This window comes from Pseudomonas sp. SWRI154 (genome assembly GCF_014268645.1).
GTDB classification, from domain to species: Bacteria; Pseudomonadota; Gammaproteobacteria; order Pseudomonadales; family Pseudomonadaceae; genus Aquipseudomonas; species Aquipseudomonas marvdashtae.
In genome coordinates, this window is the sequence record NZ_JABWQW010000012.1 from 117,434 (window position 1) to 135,924 (window position 18,491).

The following is an 18,491-nucleotide window of genomic DNA, read 5'->3' on the forward strand; positions in this document are numbered from 1 at the left end:
ACTGTTGGTCTTTAGCCAACTCGAACAGGTAAAAACTTGATGCCGGCTGCCAATAAAATCAGATTTTCAGCTATTTATCATCTTTGTTCGACAGTCGATCAGGTAGTGTCTTTTGAAAAAACACTACATCCAGCCTTTCCCGCGCCGATCAAGGATAGACCATGAGCCTGCCCTCGCTAGCCCCAATATCGGAAACGGTACCGGCGATTCTCCAGTCATTGGTCAGTCGTGCCGAGCAGTCGTTCCGTGCGGCGGTCGCCTCTCTGGATCACGACCACGGGCTATCGGCCTGGACGGCGCAGCGTTGGGCCGAGTTCCACCGCATCGCCGCCGCCAGTGACTTTGTCATCGAGCAAAGTGTACGAGACCCTTCGATGCTATTGGAACTGGTGCGCAGCGGTGAACTGGACCGCAGCTTCGCCCCGGGTGAGATGCGCGCGCAGATTGCTGCCGCCGTGCAGGCCGCCGAGACCGAGGACGAACTGGGCCGCGTCCTGCGCCGCCAGCGAACCCGTCAACAGGTGCGGATCATCTGGCGCGACCTGATCCGCCAGGCGGACCTGGTCCAGACCTGTCGCGATCTTTCTGACATGGCCGATACCTGCATCGACCAGGCCTATCAATGGCTATACCAGCGCCTCAGCCAACAGTTCGGCACGCCCACCGGGCGACGCAGTGGCGAACCGCAGCACATGGTCATCCTGGGCATGGGCAAGCTCGGTGCGGTGGAGCTGAACCTGTCGTCGGACATCGACCTGATTTTCGCTTACCCCGAAGGGGGGGAAACCGCGGGCGTGAAGCGACCGCTGGATAACCAGGAGTTTTTTATTCGGGTCGGCCAGCGCCTGATAAAAGCCCTGGACCCGATGACGGTCGACGGTTTTGTGTTTCGCGTCGACATGCGCCTGCGTCCTTATGGTTCGGCCGGCGCGCTGGTGTTGAGCTTCAACGCGTTGGAACAGTATTACCAGGACCAGGGGCGCGACTGGGAGCGCTACGCCATGATCAAGGCGCGCGTCGTGGCCGGCGACCAAGTGGCCGGCGCGCAATTGCTCGACATGCTGCGCCCCTTCGTTTATCGCCGTTACCTGGATTTTTCCGCTATCGAAGCGCTGCGCACCATGAAGCAGCTGATCCAGCAGGAAGTGCGGCGCAAGGGTTTGGCCGACAACATCAAGCTGGGCTCGGGCGGCATTCGCGAAGTGGAGTTCATTGCCCAGGCGTTCCAGCTGATCCATGGCGGTCGCGACTTGAGCTTGCAGCAGCGCCCGCTGCTTAAAGTGCTGGGCACCCTGGAAGGCCAGGGCTATCTGCCGGCCAAGGTGGTTGACGAGCTGCGCCAGGGCTACGAATTCCTGCGTTATACCGAGCATGCGATCCAGGCCATCGCCGACCGCCAGACGCAGATGTTGCCGGACGGCCCGCAAGACCAGGCGCGCATCGCATTCATGCTGGGCTTCGCTGATTGGTCGACGTTCCATGAACAGTTGATGTACTGGCGCGGCCGCGTGGCGTGGCATTTCGGTCAGGTCATTGCCGACCCGGATGAGGAAGAGGGTAGCGAAGGCGAAGTCGCGGTGGGCGGCGAGTGGTTGCCGTTGTGGGAAGACAGCCAGGATGAAGAGGCAGCGTGTCGTCAATTGGAAGAGGGCGGCTTCGTCGATGCGCCCAAAGCCCTGAAGGCCCTGGCGGCCCTGCGTGCAAGTCCGCAACTGCGCGCCATGCAGCGCCTGGGGCGCGAGCGTCTGGATGCTTTCATTCCGCGCTTGCTGGCCCAGGCCGTGGAGCATGCGAATCCGGATCTGGTCCTTGAGCGAGTGTTGCCGCTGGTAGAGGCCGTGGCCCGCCGTTCGGCCTATTTGGTGTTGTTGACGGAAAACCCCGGCGCCCTGCGACGTTTGCTGACGCTGTGCGCGGCGAGCCCGTGGATCGCCGAGCAGATCACCCGTTTCCCACTGCTGCTCGACGAATTGCTCAATGAAGGTCGCTTGTTCAAGCCGCCCCTCGCGCCCGAGTTGGCAGCGGAATTGCGTGAGCGCCTGACGCGCATCCCCGAGGATGACCTCGAGCAACAAATGGAAGCCCTGCGCCATTTCAAACTGGCTCACCGCTTGCGGGTCGCGGCCTCGGAAATCGCCGGGAGCTTGCCGCTGATGAAGGTCAGCGATTACCTGACCTGGCTGGCCGAAGCGATCCTCGAACAAGTGCTGGCCTTGGCCTGGCGCCAAACTGTCGCCAAGCACGGCGTGCCATTACGCACCGACGGCAGCCTGTGCGATCCGGGGTTCATTATTGTCGGTTACGGGAAAGTCGGTGGCCTGGAACTGGGGCATGGTTCCGACCTGGACCTGGTGTTCATCCACGATGGCGATCCACAGGCGGAAACCGACGGCCCGAAACCCATCGACGGCGCCCAGTTCTTCACCCGGCTCGGTCAGCGGATCATTCACTTGCTGACGGCGCAGACCAACTCCGGGCAGTTGTATGAAGTGGACATGCGCCTGCGACCGTCGGGGGCGTCCGGGTTGCTGGTCAGTTCCCTTGGGGCGTTTGCCCGCTACCAGGAAAACGAAGCCTGGACTTGGGAGCACCAGGCGCTGGTGCGCGCCCGGGTTCTGGTGGGCAGCCAGGACGTCGGCCAGGCCTTCGAGAAAGTCCGCGTGCAGGTGCTGGGGCGCAAGCGTGATCTGGCGACGCTGCGCCAGGAGGTCAGCGAAATGCGCGCCAAGATGCGTGACAACCTCGGCAGCAAGGCCACCGCCGCCGGGACCGCGCCGAACGCCTTCGAGGCCACGGCGCCCTTCGACCTCAAGCAGGATGCCGGAGGTATCGTCGATATTGAATTTATGGTGCAATACGCGGCCCTGGCGTGGTCCGAGGAACACCCCACGCTGGTGCGCTACACCGATAACATCCGCATCCTGGACGGGTTGCAGGAGGTCGGGTTGATGCCGGCCGAAGATGCCACGCTGTTGCGCGAGGCCTACAAGGCCTACCGCTCCGCCGCTCACCGCCAGGCCTTGCAGAAAGACGCCGGGGTGATCACTGGCGACCAGTTCGTCGATGAGCGCCAGCAGGTGCTGCGGATCTGGCGTGAGCTGGGGCTGAGCTGAGCTGAGTATTGAATGTGGGAGCGCATGGTCGCGAGGGTGAAATGCGACGACATCGTTGAGCAGGGTCGCTCCCGCGGTTGTAGATTGAAGGCAGCAGGCAACGACCTAAGCCACAGTGATTCTCGAGGCGGGGAGGCGTAGGCCTCCCCGTATCGTTTTTGGAAAGCTCATGAATATTCTGATCGTTGGGCCCAGTTGGGTCGGTGACATGGTGATGGCGCAGACACTGTTCCAGTGCCTCAAGCAGCGTCACCCGCAGTGCGAAATCGATGTCCTGGCTCCGGAATGGAGTCGGCCGATCCTTGAGCGCATGCCCGAAGTGCGCAAGGCCTTGAGCTTTCCGCTCGGTCACGGCGTGCTGGAACTGGCGACCCGTCGACGCATCGGCAAGTCCCTGGCTGGCCAGTACGACCAGGCGATCCTGTTGCCCAACTCGCTGAAGTCGGCGCTGGTGCCGTTCTTTGCCGGCATTCCCAAGCGCACCGGCTGGCGTGGCGAGTTTCGCTACGGTCTGCTCAACGACGTGCGCACGTTGGACAAAGAACGTTATCCGCTGATGATCGAGCGCTTCATGGCGCTGGCCTACGAGCCTGGGGCGCAGTTGCCCATGCCCTACCCGCGACCGAGCCTTGCGATCGATCCAGTGACTCGCGAAGCGGCCCTGGCCAAGTTCGGCCTGACGCTGGACCGGCCGGTTTTGGCCCTGTGCCCAGGCGCCGAGTTCGGCGAATCCAAGCGCTGGCCGGCGGAGCATTACGCCCAGGTGGCCGAGGCGAAGATTCGTGAAGGCTGGCAGGTCTGGCTGTTCGGCTCGAAAAACGATCACTCGGTGGGCGAGGACATCCGCTCGCGACTGATCCCAGGCCTGCGAGAAGAATCGACCAATCTGAGCGGCGACACGTCCCTGGCCGAGGCCATTGATCTGTTGTCCTGCGCCGACTCCGTGGTCTCCAACGACTCCGGCCTGATGCACGTCGCGGCGGCGCTGAATCGCCCTCTGGTAGCGGTCTACGGCTCCACCTCGCCAGGTTTCACGCCGCCCTTGGCCGACAAGGTCGAAGTCGTGCGCCTGGGCATCGAGTGCAGCCCATGCTTCGATCGCACCTGTCGCTTCGGTCATTACAATTGCCTGCGCCAGCTCATGCCGCCGTCGGTAAACGATGCCCTGGAGCGTTTGCAGGGCACTCCCGTGGAGGTCCGTTAACTTGCGGGTATTGCTGATCAAGACCTCGTCGCTGGGGGATGTGGTCCACACCTTGCCGGCGCTGACTGATGCGGCGCGAGCGATTCCTGGTATCCGGTTCGATTGGGTGGTGGAAGAGGGTTTTGCCGAAATTGCTACCTGGCACCCGGCTGTGGGCAAGGTCATCCCGGTGGCGATCCGGCGCTGGCGCAAGAACCTCTGGCAAACCATCAAGAGTGGCGAATGGCGACGCTTCAAACAAAGCGTGCGCGCCGAAAAATATGACTTGGTGATCGATGCCCAGGGCCTGCTGAAAAGCGCCTGGCTGACTCGCTACGTCAAGGCACCGGTGGCCGGCCTGGATAAGCACTCGGCCCGTGAGCCAATGGCCGCGCGTTTTTACTCCCGGCGTCTGGCGGTGGCCCGTGGGCAACATGCGGTCGAGCGCGTGCGGCAGCTGTTCGCCCTGGCGCTGGGGTATGACCTGCCCAAGACCCAGGGCAGCTACGGCCTGAGTGTCGACCGGCTGGTGGAGTTGCCGCGCGCCTACCCTTACGTGGTATTCCTGCATGGCACGACCTGGGAGTCCAAGCACTGGCCCGAGCTTTACTGGCGCCAGCTCACCGAGCGCATGGGCCAGTTCGGCGTGGTGGTGAAATTGCCGTGGGGCAACCCTGCCGAGAAGGCCCGGGCCGAACGTATCGCCAGCGGGCTGCGCAACGCCCTGGTGTTGCCGAAACTGAACCTGGCCGGGATGGGCAAGGTGCTCGCCGGCGCCCAGGCGTGCGTGGCCGTGGATACGGGCCTCGGTCATCTGGCTGCCGCGTTGGACGTGCCGACCATTTCGCTACTCGGTCCCACTAACCCGGTGCTGACCGGGGCATATGGCAAGGGCCAGGTTCACCTCGCCAGCGACTTTCCCTGCGCGCCCTGCATGCAAAAACAATGTACGTATCCACCGACCGCCGAAGATGCCCGTCGGTTTGACCTGAAGCGCGAGCAGCCCCTGTGCTTCACCCGTGTAAACCCTGAGCGTGTTGCCAGCCACCTGAGCACGTTATTGGCTGAGGAGCCGCGCTGATGCAATTGGCTTTTGTCCTTTATAAATACTTCCCGTTCGGCGGCCTGCAGCGCGATTTCATGCGCATCGCCCTCGAATGCCAGCGACGCGGCCACCAGATCCGTGTCTACACGCTGATCTGGGAAGGTGACGTCCCGCCAGGCTTCGAAGTATTGGTGGCGCCGGTCAAGGCGCTGTTCAATCATCGCCGCAATGAGAAACTCAGTGCGTGGATGGAGGCCGACCTGGCCAAGCGCCCCGTGGACCGCTTGATCGGCTTCAACAAAATGCCCGGCCTTGACGTGTATTACGCCGCCGATGGCTGCTTTGAAGACAAGGCGCAGAACCTGCGCAACTCGTTGTACCGGCGTTGGGGCCGCTACCGGCATTTCGCCGAGTACGAGCGGGCCGTGTTCGCCAAGGATGCCAAGACCGAAGTGCTGATGATTTCCGAAGTGCAGCAACCGCTCTTCATCAAGCATTACGACACCCCGCTTGAACGCTTCCACCTGCTGCCGCCGGGCATTGCCCAGGACCGCCGCCGGCCTGCCGATGCCGATGAGATCCGCGCGGCGTTCCGGGCCGAATTCGGCCTGGCGGATGACGACTTGCTGCTGGTGCAGATCGGCTCGGGGTTCAAGACCAAGGGCGTGGATCGAAGCCTCAAGGCGCTGGCCGCATTGCCGGCGGAACTGAAAAAGCGCACCCGGCTGTTTGTAATCGGCCAGGACGACCCCAAAGTATTCCAACTACAGAGCGCTGCGCTGGGGCTCGGCGACAACGTACGGTTCCTCAAGGGCCGTAGCGACATCCCGCGTTTCCTGCTGGGCGCCGACCTGTTGATCCATCCGGCCTACAACGAAAACACCGGCACGGTACTGCTCGAAGCGCTGGTGGCCGGGTTGCCGGTGCTGGTCAGCGCGGTGTGTGGGTACGCCCATTACATCGCCGAGGCTGACAGTGGCCTGGTGCTGGACGAGCCGTTCGAACAAGCACAGCTCACCCAATACCTGGGCCGGATGTTGAGCGATGCTGGCGTGCGGGCGGCCTGGAGTCGCAACGGTCTGGCCTTTGCCGAGACGGCTGACCTCTACAGCATGCCGCAGCACGCGGCGGATGTGATATTGGCGGAGCACGCTGAATGAAACTGATGTTGGCCGAACCGTTCAAGACCCTTTGGGCTGGACGCGATGCGTTCGTCGAAGTCGAGGCGCTCAAAGGCGAGGTCTATCGTGAGCTGGAAGCCCGGCGCACCTTGCGCACGGAGGTGGACGGTCGCGGCTTTTTCGTGAAGATCCACCGCGGCATTGGTTGGGGCGAGATCTTCAAGAACCTCTTCACTGCCAAGCTGCCGGTACTCGGCGCAGGCCAGGAGTGGAAGGCGATCCAGCGTTTGCAGGAAGCCGGCGTACCCACCATGACCGCCGTTGCGTATGGCGAGAAGGGCAGCAACCCGGCGGACCAGCACTCGTTCATCGTCACCGAGGAGTTGGCGCCGACCATCAGTCTCGAAGACTTCAGCATCGACTGGCTCAAGCAGCCGCCGCAGCCGCCGCTCAAGCGTGCCCTGATCGCCGAAGTGGCGCGCATGACCGGCATGATGCACCGCGCCGGGGTCAATCATCGCGACTGCTACATCTGTCACTTTCTCCTGCACACCGACAAACCGGTGACGCCGGGGGATTTCAAGCTCTCGGTGATCGACCTGCACCGTGCCCAGACCCGGCCGGCCATCACCACCCGCTGGCGTAACAAGGACCTGGCGGCGCTGTACTTCTCGGCGTTGGACATCGGCCTGACCCGCCGCGACAAGCTGCGTTTCCTCAAGGGCTATTTCCAGCAGCCGCTGCGCCAGGTCCTGGCCGAAGAAGCGCCGTTGCTGGCCTGGCTCGAAGGCAAGGCCGACAAGCTGTATGCGCGCAAGCAGCGGTATGGGGATGCACTCTGATGTCGGGTTGGAATTTGGAGCCGGCCTACGCTGAGCTGGCAGAGGATTTCGGCAGTCTGGACGCAGTGTTCGCCCTTCAGGGGGAGCGCCTGACGCGCGATCCGCTGTCAGAGGTGATCCGCGTGCAGCGCAACGGCGTCAATTACTACGTCAAGCGCTACACGGGCGCCGGCAAGGGGCTGCGACGTTACCTGGGCAAGCCACGGGTCAAGTCTGAATGGCAGAACCTCAAGCGTTTCGCCAAGTGGGGCATTCCCACGGCCGAGATCGTCGCTTGGGGTCTGGAGCGGCGCGGTGCGGCCTATGATCGCGGGGCGATGATCACCCGAGAACTGCCACGCACCGAAGACCTTTCAGCCTTGGCCGAGCGACACGACCCGCGCCTGGCCGATCGCGCCTGGGTCGATGGCGTGAGCCGGCAACTGGCCGGATACACCCGGACCATGCACGGTCACCGCTTCACCCATAACGACTTGAAGTGGCGCAACCTGTTGATCGATGACCAGGCGCGGCTGTTCCTGATCGATTGCCCGAACGGTGATTTCTGGCGGGGCTTCTGGCTCAAGTACCGGATCACCAAGGACTTGGCCTGCCTGGACAAGGTGGGCAAATATCATTTGTCGGCCACCCAGCGCCTGCGTTTTTATCTTCAATACAGCCAGCGTGGTCGGCTCGATGCGTGTGACAAAAAACGCATTCGTCACGTGGTGAGATTTTTTGAGGGGCGTGAATGACCGATTACCTGGCCGCTGAAGATCGGGCCTTGCTGGAGCGCCATGGCCTGGACAGCTTCGAAGCCCTCTGGTCGCGCAAACTGGACGCGGTGGATGAGCCCAATACGCTGGGCGGGGGCTGGAGCAGCGTGTTCCGACTGGAGCTCGAAGGGCAGGGCTATTATCTCAAGCGCCAGAACAACTACCTGACCCGGACGTTATCGCACCCCTTTGGCGAACCCAGCTTTTCCAGGGAATTTCGCAACATCAGTCGATATCGCCAGCTGGGCATTCCGGCCTTGCAGGCGGTGTTCTACGGTCAGCGCAAAGTGGACGGTGAGGTGCGGGCGATCCTGTTGACCCGTGCCCTGGACGGATGGGATGACCTCGATTCGCTCCTGTTGCGCTGGTCGACCCTGACAGCGGCACAACGCACCACTATCCTTCAGGCCTGCGGGCATCTGGCGCGGCGCCTGCATGGCATGCGTCAGGTCCATGGCTGTTTTTATCCTAAGCATATTTTCTTGCAGGCCACCGAGAGCGGCTATCAGGCGCAGTTGATCGACCTGGAAAAAACTCGCCCGCTGGTGTTCGGACAGCGTGACCGGGTCAAGGATCTGGAGCCGTTGCTGCGCCGGGCCCGGGCCTGGAGTGAAGCCGATGTGCGCCTGCTGTTGTCTGCTTATCTGGGCCAGCCCGTTGACGGTGTGCTGGTTGATGAGTGGATAAACCGGCTAAGCGCGCGACGCACTCATAAGGAGGTTCGCTGATGCATTTATCCGAACTGAAAAGCGCCGGCCGCAGCCCGAGCCTGCCCCTGAGCCTGGAGCTGGCGGATGCCGCCGGCCCGGCGCAACTGCAGTTGTTGTCGCTGTTGCGGGTATTGCCAGGGCAACGCTACGTTGGCGCCGGCATCTGGCGTGGCCGGCCGGTGCTGGCCAAGTTGCTGGTGGGCAGCAAGGCGCCCCGGCATTTCCAGCGTGAACTGCAAGGCGTTCGCCTGCTGGCAGAGCAGGGACTGACGACGCCGTTGCTGTTGGCTGACGGCTTGAAGGAAGGCGAAGGCGGCTGGCTGCTGTTCGAGTTGCTGGAAGGCGCCGAGAGCCTGGGCGATGCCTGGAAGCAAGTCGAGCAGTTACCAATGCTGGCAGACGAACAAACGGCGGTACTGGCCGAGGCCTTGGGAGCGATAGCGCAACTGCACGGCAAAGGTCTGTGGCAAGAAGACCTGCACCTGGACAATCTGCTGCGTCATGGCGGCCAGCTCTATCTGATCGACGGGGCCGGTATTCGCGCCGAAACACCGGGGCAACCGTTGTCCCGGCAAAAAGTGCTGGAAAACCTGGGGATTTTTTTCGCCCAGCTTCCCAAAGCCCTCCAGCCGTTCAACGAAGAGCTGTTGGTGTATTACCTGCTGGGCAACGCCGAACACGCGCTGCCCATGGAAGCGCTGCAAAAACAGATCGATAAGGTGCAGGCCTGGCGCCTGAAGGACTTCCTCGAAAAAGTCGGGCGCGAGTGCAGCCTGTTCAGCGTGCGGCGCGGGGCGTTTGGCCTGCGGGCGATCCGGCGAGACGAAGAAACGGCCATGACGCCGGTGCTGGAGCAGGCCGATGCGTTGCTCGACCAAGGCCACCTGTACAAGACCGGCGGCGCGGCCAGCGTCGGCAAGGTCGAGGCGAGCGGCCGGGCCTTGGTGATCAAGCGCTACAACATCAAGAACTTCGCCCACTGGCTCAAGCGCTTCTGGCGCCCGAGCCGCGCCTGGCATTCCTGGCGCGAAGGCCATCGCCTGGCCTTCCTCGGCATCGCCACGCCCAAGCCGCTGGCGTTGCTGGAGAAACGCTTCCTGTGGCTGCGCCGCGGCGCTTACCTGGTCACCGAGCACTTGGCGGGGCCGGACATCATCGAGCGCTTCGGCCCCTACGTGGAAAGCGGTGAGGCGCCCGAACCTGAGTTGCTGGCGCTGGAACAATTGTTCGCCGACCTGATCCGCGAACGCATCAGCCATGGCGACTTCAAGGGCCACAACCTGTTCTGGCAACACGACCGCTGGGCGCTGATCGACCTCGACTCGATGTGCCAGCACCGCACCCAGGCCAGCTTCGCCCCGGCCTATGCGCGGGACCGGGCGCGATTCATGCGTAATTGGCCTGAGGGGAGTGCGTTGTATCGGGTGATTGATGAGCGGTTGCCTAGAGAGGTCGGGCATCAGCATTGAGCTAATGCGACACAATATTTAACGGATCAAAGTGTAGGTGTTCTGGTTTTGGTGTGTTCAGTACGCTTTGAGAAGGAGTCGTGACGCTATGCCAGATCATCCAGTGCCTGTTCAGCAATTTTCACTTTTTGAAATTGAGGCTGAAAAGATCGTTAGCGAGAATAAGCCTGCCGTCCCAGGTGGAAAATTCAGCGACTTCATCGTGTACGTGGATGAGAGTGGCGATCATGGAATGCAGACGCTGGATCCCAACTATCCGATGTTTGTACTGGCTTTTTGCGTTTTTCATAAGCGCCACTACTGCGAGAAGGTCATTCCTGCCCTGCAGAAGTTCAAGTTCAATCATATGGGGCATGATCTAATTGGGCTGCATGAGCTGGAAATCCGTAAGGAGAAAGGTGCTTTTTCCAGTCTTTTTGTATCCAGGCAGCACAAGCACGCCTTTCTTGATGAGCTGACCAGCATCATCGAAGAGAGCAATTTCATTCTGATCAGTTGCGTTATAGATAAGGCAAGGCTGCGTGATAGACAAGGCGGTGCGGATAATCCCTATCACGTTGCTTTGGGCTTCTGTCTGGAAACGCTTTACGAGTTTCTGAAGGAGAAGCTCCAGCACGAAGCATTGACCCATGTGATCGTCGAGCGAAGAGGGAAAAAAGAAGATAACGAGCTTGAACTGGAGTTTCGCCGTATGTGTGACGGTGCTAATCGTATGGGGATTCAACTTCCGTTTGATATTGTTTTCGCGACCAAGCAGGTTAATTCTACCGGCTTGCAACTGGCAGATCTCGTTGCAAGACCTATTGGCATGAGTGTCCTACGTGCCGGGCAGGAAAATCGGGCTTTTGATGTGCTCAAGCGTAAGTTTTATTGCAGCGGTGGGCGCGATAAGGCCGGAGAAGGTTTTGAAAACTGGGGATTGAAAATTTTCCCGCTTCCAGAAAGCGAAAAGCCCCGGTGAAACTCACCGAGGCTTAGACGCCGACCGGGATCCCCCAGTCCATTTGCGCGAAGTCTATGTTGGTAGTCATTAGCTGTCAATGGACATGCAATGGGTAACTCGCCACGAGCTTGCCGCTTGCAGCTAGAGGCTTGCCGCCGCTTTTAAGCTATAATCCCGCCCTTTAGCTGCCCCGCACCCCTGGCGCGTGGCACATCAATTTTTCGCGGCGCTTGTCGCCCGTATGTAGACATAAGAGGCTAGACCCCTGTGGCATTGACGATTCTTGGCCTGTCCGGCGCCCTTAGCCATGATCCTTCCGCAGCGCTGTACATCGACGGCAAGCTGATCGCGGCGGCCGAGGAAGAGCGCTTCGTACGCGATAAACATGCAAAGAACCGCATGCCCTACGAGTCGGCGAAGTTCTGTCTGGAACAGGCCGGCATCAAGCCTTCCGACGTCGACGTGGTGGCGATCCCCTTCGCCCCGATCAGCCTGTTCGGCGAAGCGCGCTGGCACTACGCCAAGCGTTACTGGTACGCCCCGGACCGCGCCCTTGACGCAATCCTGATGGGCAACCGTCGCTACAAGCGCTATCGCCGCAAGATCGTCTGGTGCCTGGAGCAACTGGGCTTCGATCCGAAGAAAATCAAGATCGAGCCGGTCGAGCACCATTTGGCTCACGCCTCCAGCGCCTACCACTGCTCGGGCTTCCAGGAAAAAACCGCGATCCTGGGCATCGACGGCAAGGGAGAATACGCCACGACCTTCTTTGGCTACGGTGAAAACGGCAAGATTCACAAGATCAAGGAGTTCTTCGACCCGGACTCCTTGGGCGGCCTGTACGGTGCGATCACCGAGTTCCTCGGCTTTGAAATGCTCGACGGCGAATTCAAGGTCATGGGCATGGCGCCTTATGGCGATGCCAGCAAGTACGATTTCTCGCGCCTGGCCTCGTTCGAAAACGGCGAGCTGGTGATCAACACCGACTATGCCAACGTGATCGGCCTGCGTCGCTATAAAGAGAAGGGCAAGGGCTTCTATTTCTCGCCGAAGCTGATCGAGTGGCTCGGTCCGAAACGTGAAGGCGACATTGCCGACGAACCGTACATCCACTATGCGGCGAGCATGCAGGCGCTGTTCGAGAAGCTCGCGCTGCAAATGATCGACCACTACCTGGGCGACGTGCTCAAGGAAACCGGCAAGCTGGCCTTCGCCGGCGGTTGCGCACTGAACGTCAAGCTGAACCAGAAAATCATTGCCCGCGACGACGTCAAGGAGCTGTTCGTGCAGCCGGCCTCTGGCGACGCCGGTACGGCGGTGGGCGCGGCGGCGTATGTGTCCCATGCCCGTGGCGTGCCAGTGGAGAAGATGGAACACGTCTACCTCGGCCCGGCCTACAGCAACGAAGACGTGATCGCCGCATGCGCCCGTCATCCGAGCAAGCCTGAATGGCGCAAGATCGACAACACCCCCGAGCGCATCGCCAAGATCATGGTCGACGGCAACCCGGTGGCCTGGTTCCAGGGCCGCATGGAGTTTGGCCCGCGTGCCTTGGGCGGTCGCTCGATCATCGGCTGCCCAAGCGCCAGCGGCGTGGCCGATCGGATCAACGAGCAGATCAAATTCCGCGAGCGCTGGAGGCCTTTCTGCCCGTCGATGCTCGACACCGTGGCGCCGCAGATGATCAAGGTCGATCACCCGGCACCGTTCATGACCTTCACCTTCGAAGTGGCCGAAGAATGGAAAACCCGCGTGCCGGAAGTCGTCCATGAAGACGGTACTTCCCGGGCCCAGGTGCTCAAGCGCGAATACAATCCGCGCTACTACGACATGATGAAGGCCCTGGAAGTCCTGACCGGTAATGGCGTGTCGCTGAACACTTCGCTCAATCGTCGTGGCGAACCGATGATCTGTTCGCCGACCGACGCGCTGAACATGTTCTTTGGCTCCGACCTGCAATACCTGATCATGGAAGACATCCTGGTGGTCAAAGACGGCGTGGACGCTTATGACACGCTCGGCTGAGCGACATGTGCTGCAGTTCTGCCACGGTTATGACGGGCCGTTCCTGGACTGCGCCCGTCAGTACGCCAGCCTGTTCGCAGGCACTGGCTATCGCGTGACGACGGTGTTTCTCACCGGGGCGGCGGATGCGCAAGTCGCCGCCGCGTGCGCCTCGGACGAGGTGCTGTTCATGGAGTACAGCTCCAGCGCCGTTCGCGGCCTGAAGCTGGGCGCCATCGGCGATCTGCGCAAGATCGCCGCTTCGCGCAATTTCAGTTTCTGCATCGCCCATCGCTTCAAGCCAATCTACATCGCCCTGCTGGGTACTCGCCTGCCGGTGATCGGCGTGCACCATGCTTTTGGTGACTATCAGCGGCGTACCCGCCGGCTGTTCGCCCATGTCTTTCGCAAGCGCCTGAGCCTGCTCGGGGTGTCTGATGCAGTGCGTGACGACATGCGTCGTTGCCTGCCGAAATGGCCTGCTGCCAAGATCCAGACCCTCTACAACCGCATCGATCTCGACGCCCTGCAAGCCAGTCAGGTGTCCCGGGACGAGGCGCGACATACACTTGGGCTTCAGTCGAATGCCTGGATTGTCGGCAACGTCGGGCGGCTGCATCCGGACAAGGACCAGGCCACCCTGCTACGTGGTTTTGCCGCTGCACTGGAATATCTGCCGACCAATAGCCAGCTGGCGATCCTGGGCAAGGGACGCCTGGAGCAGGACCTCAAAGAGCTCGCCTTGGAGCTGGGCATAGCTGACCGCGTTCTGTTTCTTGGTCAAGTGCCCGAGGCACGTCGCTATTTTAGCGCCTTCGACGCATTTGCCCTGAGCTCCGACCACGAACCGTTCGGCATGGTGCTGCTCGAGGCGATGGCGGCCGGCGTTCCGTTGCTGGCCACCGCTTGCGGCGGCGCGAAAGAGGTGGTCGAGGGCGTCGGGATTCTGTTTCCGCTCGGTGACGCCGAGCACATGGCTCAAGGGCTGCAGCATCTGGCAGCGATGGGCGATCTGCAACGCCGACAATGCGCCGAATTGATGCTTGATCGCCTGCGTGAACGCTTTTCGGATCGCGCCGTACGCGAAGCATTCTGGCGTTTGCCCCAAGTGACCGAACTGGCACCGAGGAACTGATGCTCAACCGATTCCAAGGCTGGCGCGAGCGCGGCTGGTCAACCACCGACGCCTCGACCTACGCACAGGCGTGGGAACGTTTCGGCGGCAGCGTGGCGACGCATCCCCTGGTAGTCGAACGGCTGGCCGCGCTGGCCGACATCCCCGTGCGCTACTTGGCGTTCGAGCAGGACGGCGAGCTCAAGGCGGCAATACCGACCTGGGGCCGCGACCTGGCCTTGTCCAAGGACGTGCTCAAGCGCAGCGGCAAAAAAGGCTTGTTCGACTTGGGCAATGCCGAATTGATCCTACCCGCGGCACCTGGCGCCCAGGCACCGTTGCGTCATCAGGGGCGTTATCTGTCGGCGCTCAACGAGGGCCGTTTCAGCGGCTTGAAGCCGCAGAAAGAACAGCTGGCCATGGCGCGCCTTCCTGAAGAACTGTCGAAAAAATTTCGCTATAACCAACGCCGCGAGCTTCGGTTGCTGGAAGAGGCGGGCGGATTGGTGCGGCCGGTTGGCGAACTCTCCAGCGCTGAACTGGCGTCGATCTACTGCGACCTGTTCCAGCGCCGCTGGGGCTTCGCTGCCACCGGCGCCGAGCGCATGGAGGAGGTGATCGAACTGCTGCGCGAACTGCTGATCGGTTCGGTGGTTTTCCTTCACGATGCACCGATTGCCATTCAACTGGTCTATCGCGTCGAAGCGCCCGATTGGATCAGTGTCGAATACGTCAATGGCGGTGTCGACCCGCAGACCCGCGAGTTCAGCCCTGGAAGTGTGTTGAGCTTCCTCAACACCCAAAGCGCCTGGGAGCATGCCCGCGCCGCCGGCAAGCCCTTGCGTTTTTCGTTCGGCCGGGCGGATCGTGAATACAAAGACCGTTGGTGCAACCCCGTGCCGGTGTTTACCGTATGAACCCGCCCGTGAATCGAAAACAACAGTTGCTCAAGCGCCATCGTCGCAACAAGCGCCTGGGATTGCTATGCGCGCTCGTTGTGCTGGTGGTAATCGGCGTCTTGGTGGCTTGGTGGTTGCCCTTGGTGTTGGCGCTGTTGGGCTGGATCGCCCACGAGGCATGGTTCGCCGATCATCTGTTCTATTCGCCCCAGGACGATTACCAGTACAACTTCCCGCCGTTCACCCAGCAACCCAAGGTGCACCTGAATGCCGGACGGCTGCGGCTGGATGAGGGCGTGATACTGGACGACGGCGCGACGCTGGTCCTGGCGCTGCGAATCAGAAGTACCTGGCTGGGACGATTCATCGACCCGGTTGTCGAGTTATTGGGCAACGAAAGTCCGGAACGGCAAACCTTCGAACGCGGAGTCAATGGCCTGCGCTACCTCAACCTCAGCGAGCAGGGCGCCGTGCTGTCCCAGGGTGAGCTGCGCTTGCGTGGGCGTTTTTGCCGCGTGTCGGGTGAACCGATGCTCTGGTCATTCGCGCCCGTGGACATACAGCACTCGCGCACGATGGTCATCGCGCCCCACGCCGACGATGCTGAGCTGGCCGCTTATGGGCTCTACAGCCAGGCGGACGAAGCGTGGATCGTGACCCTCACCGCTGGCGAAATCGAAGCGGGACATTACCAGCGCATGGGCCTGGGGCGCGCAGACGCCGCACGGCTCAAGGGTCGGCTGCGGGCCTGGGACAGCATCGCCGTGCCGCGCTGGGCCGGCGTACCGCAGGAGCACTGCGTGCAGTTGGGCTACTTTTGCCTGCAACTGGCCGCCATGCAAGCTGCGCCCGGCCAGCCCCAGGGTTCCCGCGAGGCGGACCTGAGCGACATCCGTCTGTTTCGCCAATTGAACCCGTTTGCCCTGCCCGGCGATGCCGATGGCGCCCCGACCTGGAACAACCTGTTGGCGGACCTGCGGGAACTGATACTCAAGGCGCGTCCCGAAGTGATTGTATTGCCGCATCCGGCTCTCGATCCGCACCCCGACCATCTTTGCGCCCACCATGCTGTCCTGCAGGCGCTTGAGGGGTTGGAGTGGCAACCTACCCTGCTGCTGGGCTATGCCAACCACCTGCACGATAACGATCGCTGGCCCATGGGCGACTCGGGCAGCGGCATCGCGTTGCCACCGCATTTCGATCCGGCCCGGCCAATGCATCCTCTCAGCCTGCCGCTGACACTGGCATGCCTGCATGACAAGGCGATGGCGCTGGGCATGATGCACGACCTGCAGCCGCCTGCCCCGTTCAAGCGCCGCCTGCGTCGTGGCATCCAGCGCCTGCTGGCCGGGCGTAGGGAATCGCCCTATGGCGAGAATGAATTCTTTCGCAAGGCTGTGCGCCGCCATGAACTGTTCTGGCGGCTTTAAGGGCCCAGGGGGCAACACCGCCTCGGGCTATCTATCAAGTCGTTCGGTGCCGCAAGGAAGACGATGAAAGTTCTATTTCTGGTGCAGAAAGAACAACGGGCCATTCTGGATCGGCTCTATGAAGGCGTGGCCGCTCATTGCGAGTGCGATCTGCGTTGGCTCGACAGTGGGGAACAACGCAATCTGCGAGGCTATTTCCGGCGTCACGTGGATGTATCGAGCTACGACCGGATCGTATTTTTCCTGCGCTTCAAACAGGAAATCCGCCAGGCCAGCTTCATTCGCACGATCCCCAACCTGGTGATCCTTGAACATGACGCCTACCAGAACTACATTGCGTGCAAATACACGGGCAAGTTCAGTGCCCATTACCGTCGTCTGCCGTGGGTGAGGGTCATCAGCTCCGGTTTCATGGTGACGGAACGCCTGCGCGCGGAAGGATTCGATGCGGTTTTCGTTCCCAAGGGCTACGATCAATCGTTGTTGCAGGACCGGCACCGCGAACGGGACATCGAACTGGCTTTTGTCGGCAGCACCAATAGCGTCGCCTATAGTGGTCGCAAGGCGCTGTTGGATGAATTGGGGCGCGTTGAGCCGTTGGTGGTAACCCGTACCAAGTCCGGCGAAGAGTATTGCGAGACGCTCAATCGGATTCGTTTTTTCGTCAGTGCCGACGTGGGCATGGGCGAGTTCATGATCAAGAATTTCGAGGCGATGGCCTGCGGCTGTGTACTGCTGGCGTTTGACCAAGGCGCCGAGGAAGCGCGGGCGCTGGGGCTGCAGGACATGTATAACGTGGTGTTGTATCGGGATATCCCGCAACTTCAGGAAAAACTTTCCCGGCTGCGTGCGGACCCCGAACTGGCGCACAGTATCGCCCGCAACGGCCAGAGGCTGGCGCTGGAACAGTTCAGCTTCGCGCGTATCGGACACAAGATCGTGGAAGCGCTGGAGCCACCCTTGCGGCCGCGCGGACCCTTGAGTCTGTTGGAGCGATTGCGCCAGAAACTGGGCATTCAATAAAACCGTTATGCCATCCAACGACAGGGTGGCAATTGACTAAATGGTATTTCAGTGCAGTTTTCCGACGATAGTGACATCACTCTAGTGGTCACCAGTTGCGGCCGGCTCGATCTGCTCAAGCGGACACTCGAGAGTTTTGACCGTTTCAATACGGCGTCTATTCGCGAAGTGTTCATTACTGAAGACGCAGGCGATGAAGGCGTGCACGCGGTAATTCCCGATCATTGGAAGGAGCGCTGCACGGTATTCGTCAACCAGCCGAAGCTGGGACAGCTGGCGTCAATCGACCTGGCCTACGGACACGTCAAGACGCCCTACGTTTTCCACTGCGAGGATGACTGGGAGTTCTACCGCCCGGGGTTCGTGGAAGACTCGCTGACGATCCTGAAATTGCGTCCCGAGATTCTTCAGGTATGGCTGCGCAATTATGTCTATGACCTGTGCGTACACAGTCCCTATATCCGCTTGGGCGAGCGTGAGCTGATCGGCGGCGTACCGTGCTATCCCCTGATCTCGGATAAGCCTGAGTGGCAGAGTTTCTCTCTCAATCCTGGCTTGCGGCGGCTGAAGGAATATCAGCTCTGCGCGCCATTTGCCGGTTTCGGTGGTGAAAAAGCCCTGTCGCTCCGCTACGCGCAACTGAACTTGACCGCAGTGACGCTCGAAGGGGATGCTGTTTTACATACCGGATTCGGTGTTCATGTCGAAGTTCCTGTCGAACGCCAGCGAAAGGCGCGTCGCAGGCGCCGTGAGCAAATCAAACTTTTCCTGATCCTTTTGCTCGGAGTGTGCGTTGGCTGGCTTATCAATTATTGAGCTTCTCGAAGCACGAGTCCGGGT

At 61.1% G+C, this 18,491-nt stretch carries 15 protein-coding genes; all 15 read left to right on the forward strand.

What is annotated here, in order from left to right; all coding sequences use genetic code 11:
• Positions 1–161: 161 nt before the first annotated feature.
• The 15 genes from glnE to HU806_RS13450 all read left to right on the forward strand — a co-directional run bounded on the left by glnE (position 162) and on the right by HU806_RS13450 (position 18,467).
• Positions 162–3,113 (forward strand): bifunctional [glutamate--ammonia ligase]-adenylyl-L-tyrosine phosphorylase/[glutamate--ammonia-ligase] adenylyltransferase, encoded by a 2,952-nt coding sequence (glnE, locus tag HU806_RS13380; RefSeq protein ID WP_186611825.1) that lies wholly within the window; start codon positions 162–164, stop codon positions 3,111–3,113.
• 169 nt (positions 3,114–3,282) lie between these two features.
• Positions 3,283–4,317, forward strand: coding sequence for a lipopolysaccharide heptosyltransferase II (gene waaF, locus HU806_RS13385; RefSeq protein ID WP_186611826.1), 1,035 nt, complete (start codon positions 3,283–3,285; stop codon positions 4,315–4,317).
• A gap of 1 nt (position 4,318) precedes the next feature.
• Complete coding sequence (gene waaC / locus HU806_RS13390; protein WP_186611827.1) at positions 4,319–5,377, forward strand: lipopolysaccharide heptosyltransferase I; 1,059 nt, start codon at positions 4,319–4,321, stop codon at positions 5,375–5,377.
• Positions 5,377–6,501, forward strand: a complete 1,125-nt coding sequence (locus tag HU806_RS13395) for a glycosyltransferase family 4 protein (RefSeq protein ID WP_186611828.1) — start codon at positions 5,377–5,379, stop codon at positions 6,499–6,501. The genes waaC and HU806_RS13395 overlap by 1 nt, the downstream gene beginning before the upstream one ends.
• A complete protein-coding gene (rfaP, locus tag HU806_RS13400; protein WP_186611829.1) occupies positions 6,498–7,304 on the forward strand; it encodes a lipopolysaccharide core heptose(I) kinase RfaP in 807 nt (268 codons plus the stop codon). The genes HU806_RS13395 and rfaP overlap by 4 nt, the downstream gene beginning before the upstream one ends.
• Positions 7,304–8,038 carry a lipopolysaccharide kinase InaA family protein gene (locus HU806_RS13405; protein WP_186611830.1) on the forward strand — a complete coding sequence of 245 codons (735 nt, stop codon included), beginning with the start codon at positions 7,304–7,306 and terminating at the stop codon, positions 8,036–8,038. The genes rfaP and HU806_RS13405 overlap by 1 nt, the downstream gene beginning before the upstream one ends.
• Positions 8,035–8,787 carry a lipopolysaccharide kinase InaA family protein gene (locus HU806_RS13410; RefSeq protein WP_186611831.1) on the forward strand — a complete coding sequence of 251 codons (753 nt, stop codon included), beginning with the start codon at positions 8,035–8,037 and terminating at the stop codon, positions 8,785–8,787. Before HU806_RS13405 ends, HU806_RS13410 begins: the two co-directional genes overlap by 4 nt.
• Complete coding sequence (locus HU806_RS13415) at positions 8,787–10,238, forward strand: lipopolysaccharide kinase InaA family protein (RefSeq protein WP_186611832.1); 1,452 nt, start codon at positions 8,787–8,789, stop codon at positions 10,236–10,238. Before HU806_RS13410 ends, HU806_RS13415 begins: the two co-directional genes overlap by 1 nt.
• A gap of 88 nt (positions 10,239–10,326) precedes the next feature.
• A complete protein-coding gene (locus HU806_RS13420) occupies positions 10,327–11,199 on the forward strand; it encodes a DUF3800 domain-containing protein (protein WP_186611833.1) in 873 nt (290 codons plus the stop codon).
• A gap of 249 nt (positions 11,200–11,448) precedes the next feature.
• The gene (locus HU806_RS13425) at positions 11,449–13,206 is read left to right on the forward strand and encodes a carbamoyltransferase C-terminal domain-containing protein (protein ID WP_186611834.1); all 1,758 of its coding nucleotides are present in this window, start codon (positions 11,449–11,451) and stop codon (positions 13,204–13,206) included.
• Positions 13,190–14,320 carry a glycosyltransferase gene (locus tag HU806_RS13430; RefSeq protein WP_186611835.1) on the forward strand — a complete coding sequence of 377 codons (1,131 nt, stop codon included), beginning with the start codon at positions 13,190–13,192 and terminating at the stop codon, positions 14,318–14,320. The genes HU806_RS13425 and HU806_RS13430 overlap by 17 nt, the downstream gene beginning before the upstream one ends.
• Entirely contained in the window at positions 14,320–15,216 is an 897-nt protein-coding gene (locus tag HU806_RS13435) for an antimicrobial resistance protein Mig-14 (protein WP_186611836.1), read from the forward strand. The genes HU806_RS13430 and HU806_RS13435 overlap by 1 nt, the downstream gene beginning before the upstream one ends.
• 8 nt (positions 15,217–15,224) lie before the next feature.
• Positions 15,225–16,628 (forward strand): PIG-L family deacetylase, encoded by a 1,404-nt coding sequence (locus HU806_RS13440; RefSeq protein WP_186611837.1) that lies wholly within the window; start codon positions 15,225–15,227, stop codon positions 16,626–16,628.
• A gap of 63 nt (positions 16,629–16,691) precedes the next feature.
• Positions 16,692–17,651, forward strand: coding sequence for a glycosyltransferase family protein (locus HU806_RS13445; protein WP_186611838.1), 960 nt, complete (start codon positions 16,692–16,694; stop codon positions 17,649–17,651).
• Positions 17,652–17,702: 51 nt separating this feature from the next.
• Positions 17,703–18,467 carry a glycosyltransferase family protein gene (locus tag HU806_RS13450; RefSeq protein ID WP_186611839.1) on the forward strand — a complete coding sequence of 255 codons (765 nt, stop codon included), beginning with the start codon at positions 17,703–17,705 and terminating at the stop codon, positions 18,465–18,467.
• The last annotated feature ends 24 nt before the right edge of the window (positions 18,468–18,491 follow it).

Bases quoted from the DNA above. Each gene is read 5' to 3' on its own strand.
- glnE (WP_186611825.1), top strand. From the start codon at position 162: ATGAGCCTGCCCTCGCTAGCCCCAATATCGGAAACGGTACCGGCGATT.
- rfaP (WP_186611829.1), top strand. From the start codon at position 6,498: ATGAAACTGATGTTGGCCGAACCGTTCAAGACCCTTTGGGCTGGACGC.
- HU806_RS13405 (WP_186611830.1), top strand. From the start codon at position 7,304: ATGTCGGGTTGGAATTTGGAGCCGGCCTACGCTGAGCTGGCAGAGGAT.
- HU806_RS13395 (WP_186611828.1), top strand. From the start codon at position 5,377: ATGCAATTGGCTTTTGTCCTTTATAAATACTTCCCGTTCGGCGGCCTG.
- HU806_RS13430 (WP_186611835.1), top strand. From the start codon at position 13,190: ATGACACGCTCGGCTGAGCGACATGTGCTGCAGTTCTGCCACGGTTAT.
- HU806_RS13410 (WP_186611831.1), top strand. From the start codon at position 8,035: ATGACCGATTACCTGGCCGCTGAAGATCGGGCCTTGCTGGAGCGCCAT.
- HU806_RS13420 (WP_186611833.1), top strand. From the start codon at position 10,327: ATGCCAGATCATCCAGTGCCTGTTCAGCAATTTTCACTTTTTGAAATT.
- waaF (WP_186611826.1), top strand. From the start codon at position 3,283: ATGAATATTCTGATCGTTGGGCCCAGTTGGGTCGGTGACATGGTGATG.
- HU806_RS13445 (WP_186611838.1), top strand. From the start codon at position 16,692: ATGAAAGTTCTATTTCTGGTGCAGAAAGAACAACGGGCCATTCTGGAT.
- HU806_RS13435 (WP_186611836.1), top strand. From the start codon at position 14,320: ATGCTCAACCGATTCCAAGGCTGGCGCGAGCGCGGCTGGTCAACCACC.
- HU806_RS13415 (WP_186611832.1), top strand. From the start codon at position 8,787: ATGCATTTATCCGAACTGAAAAGCGCCGGCCGCAGCCCGAGCCTGCCC.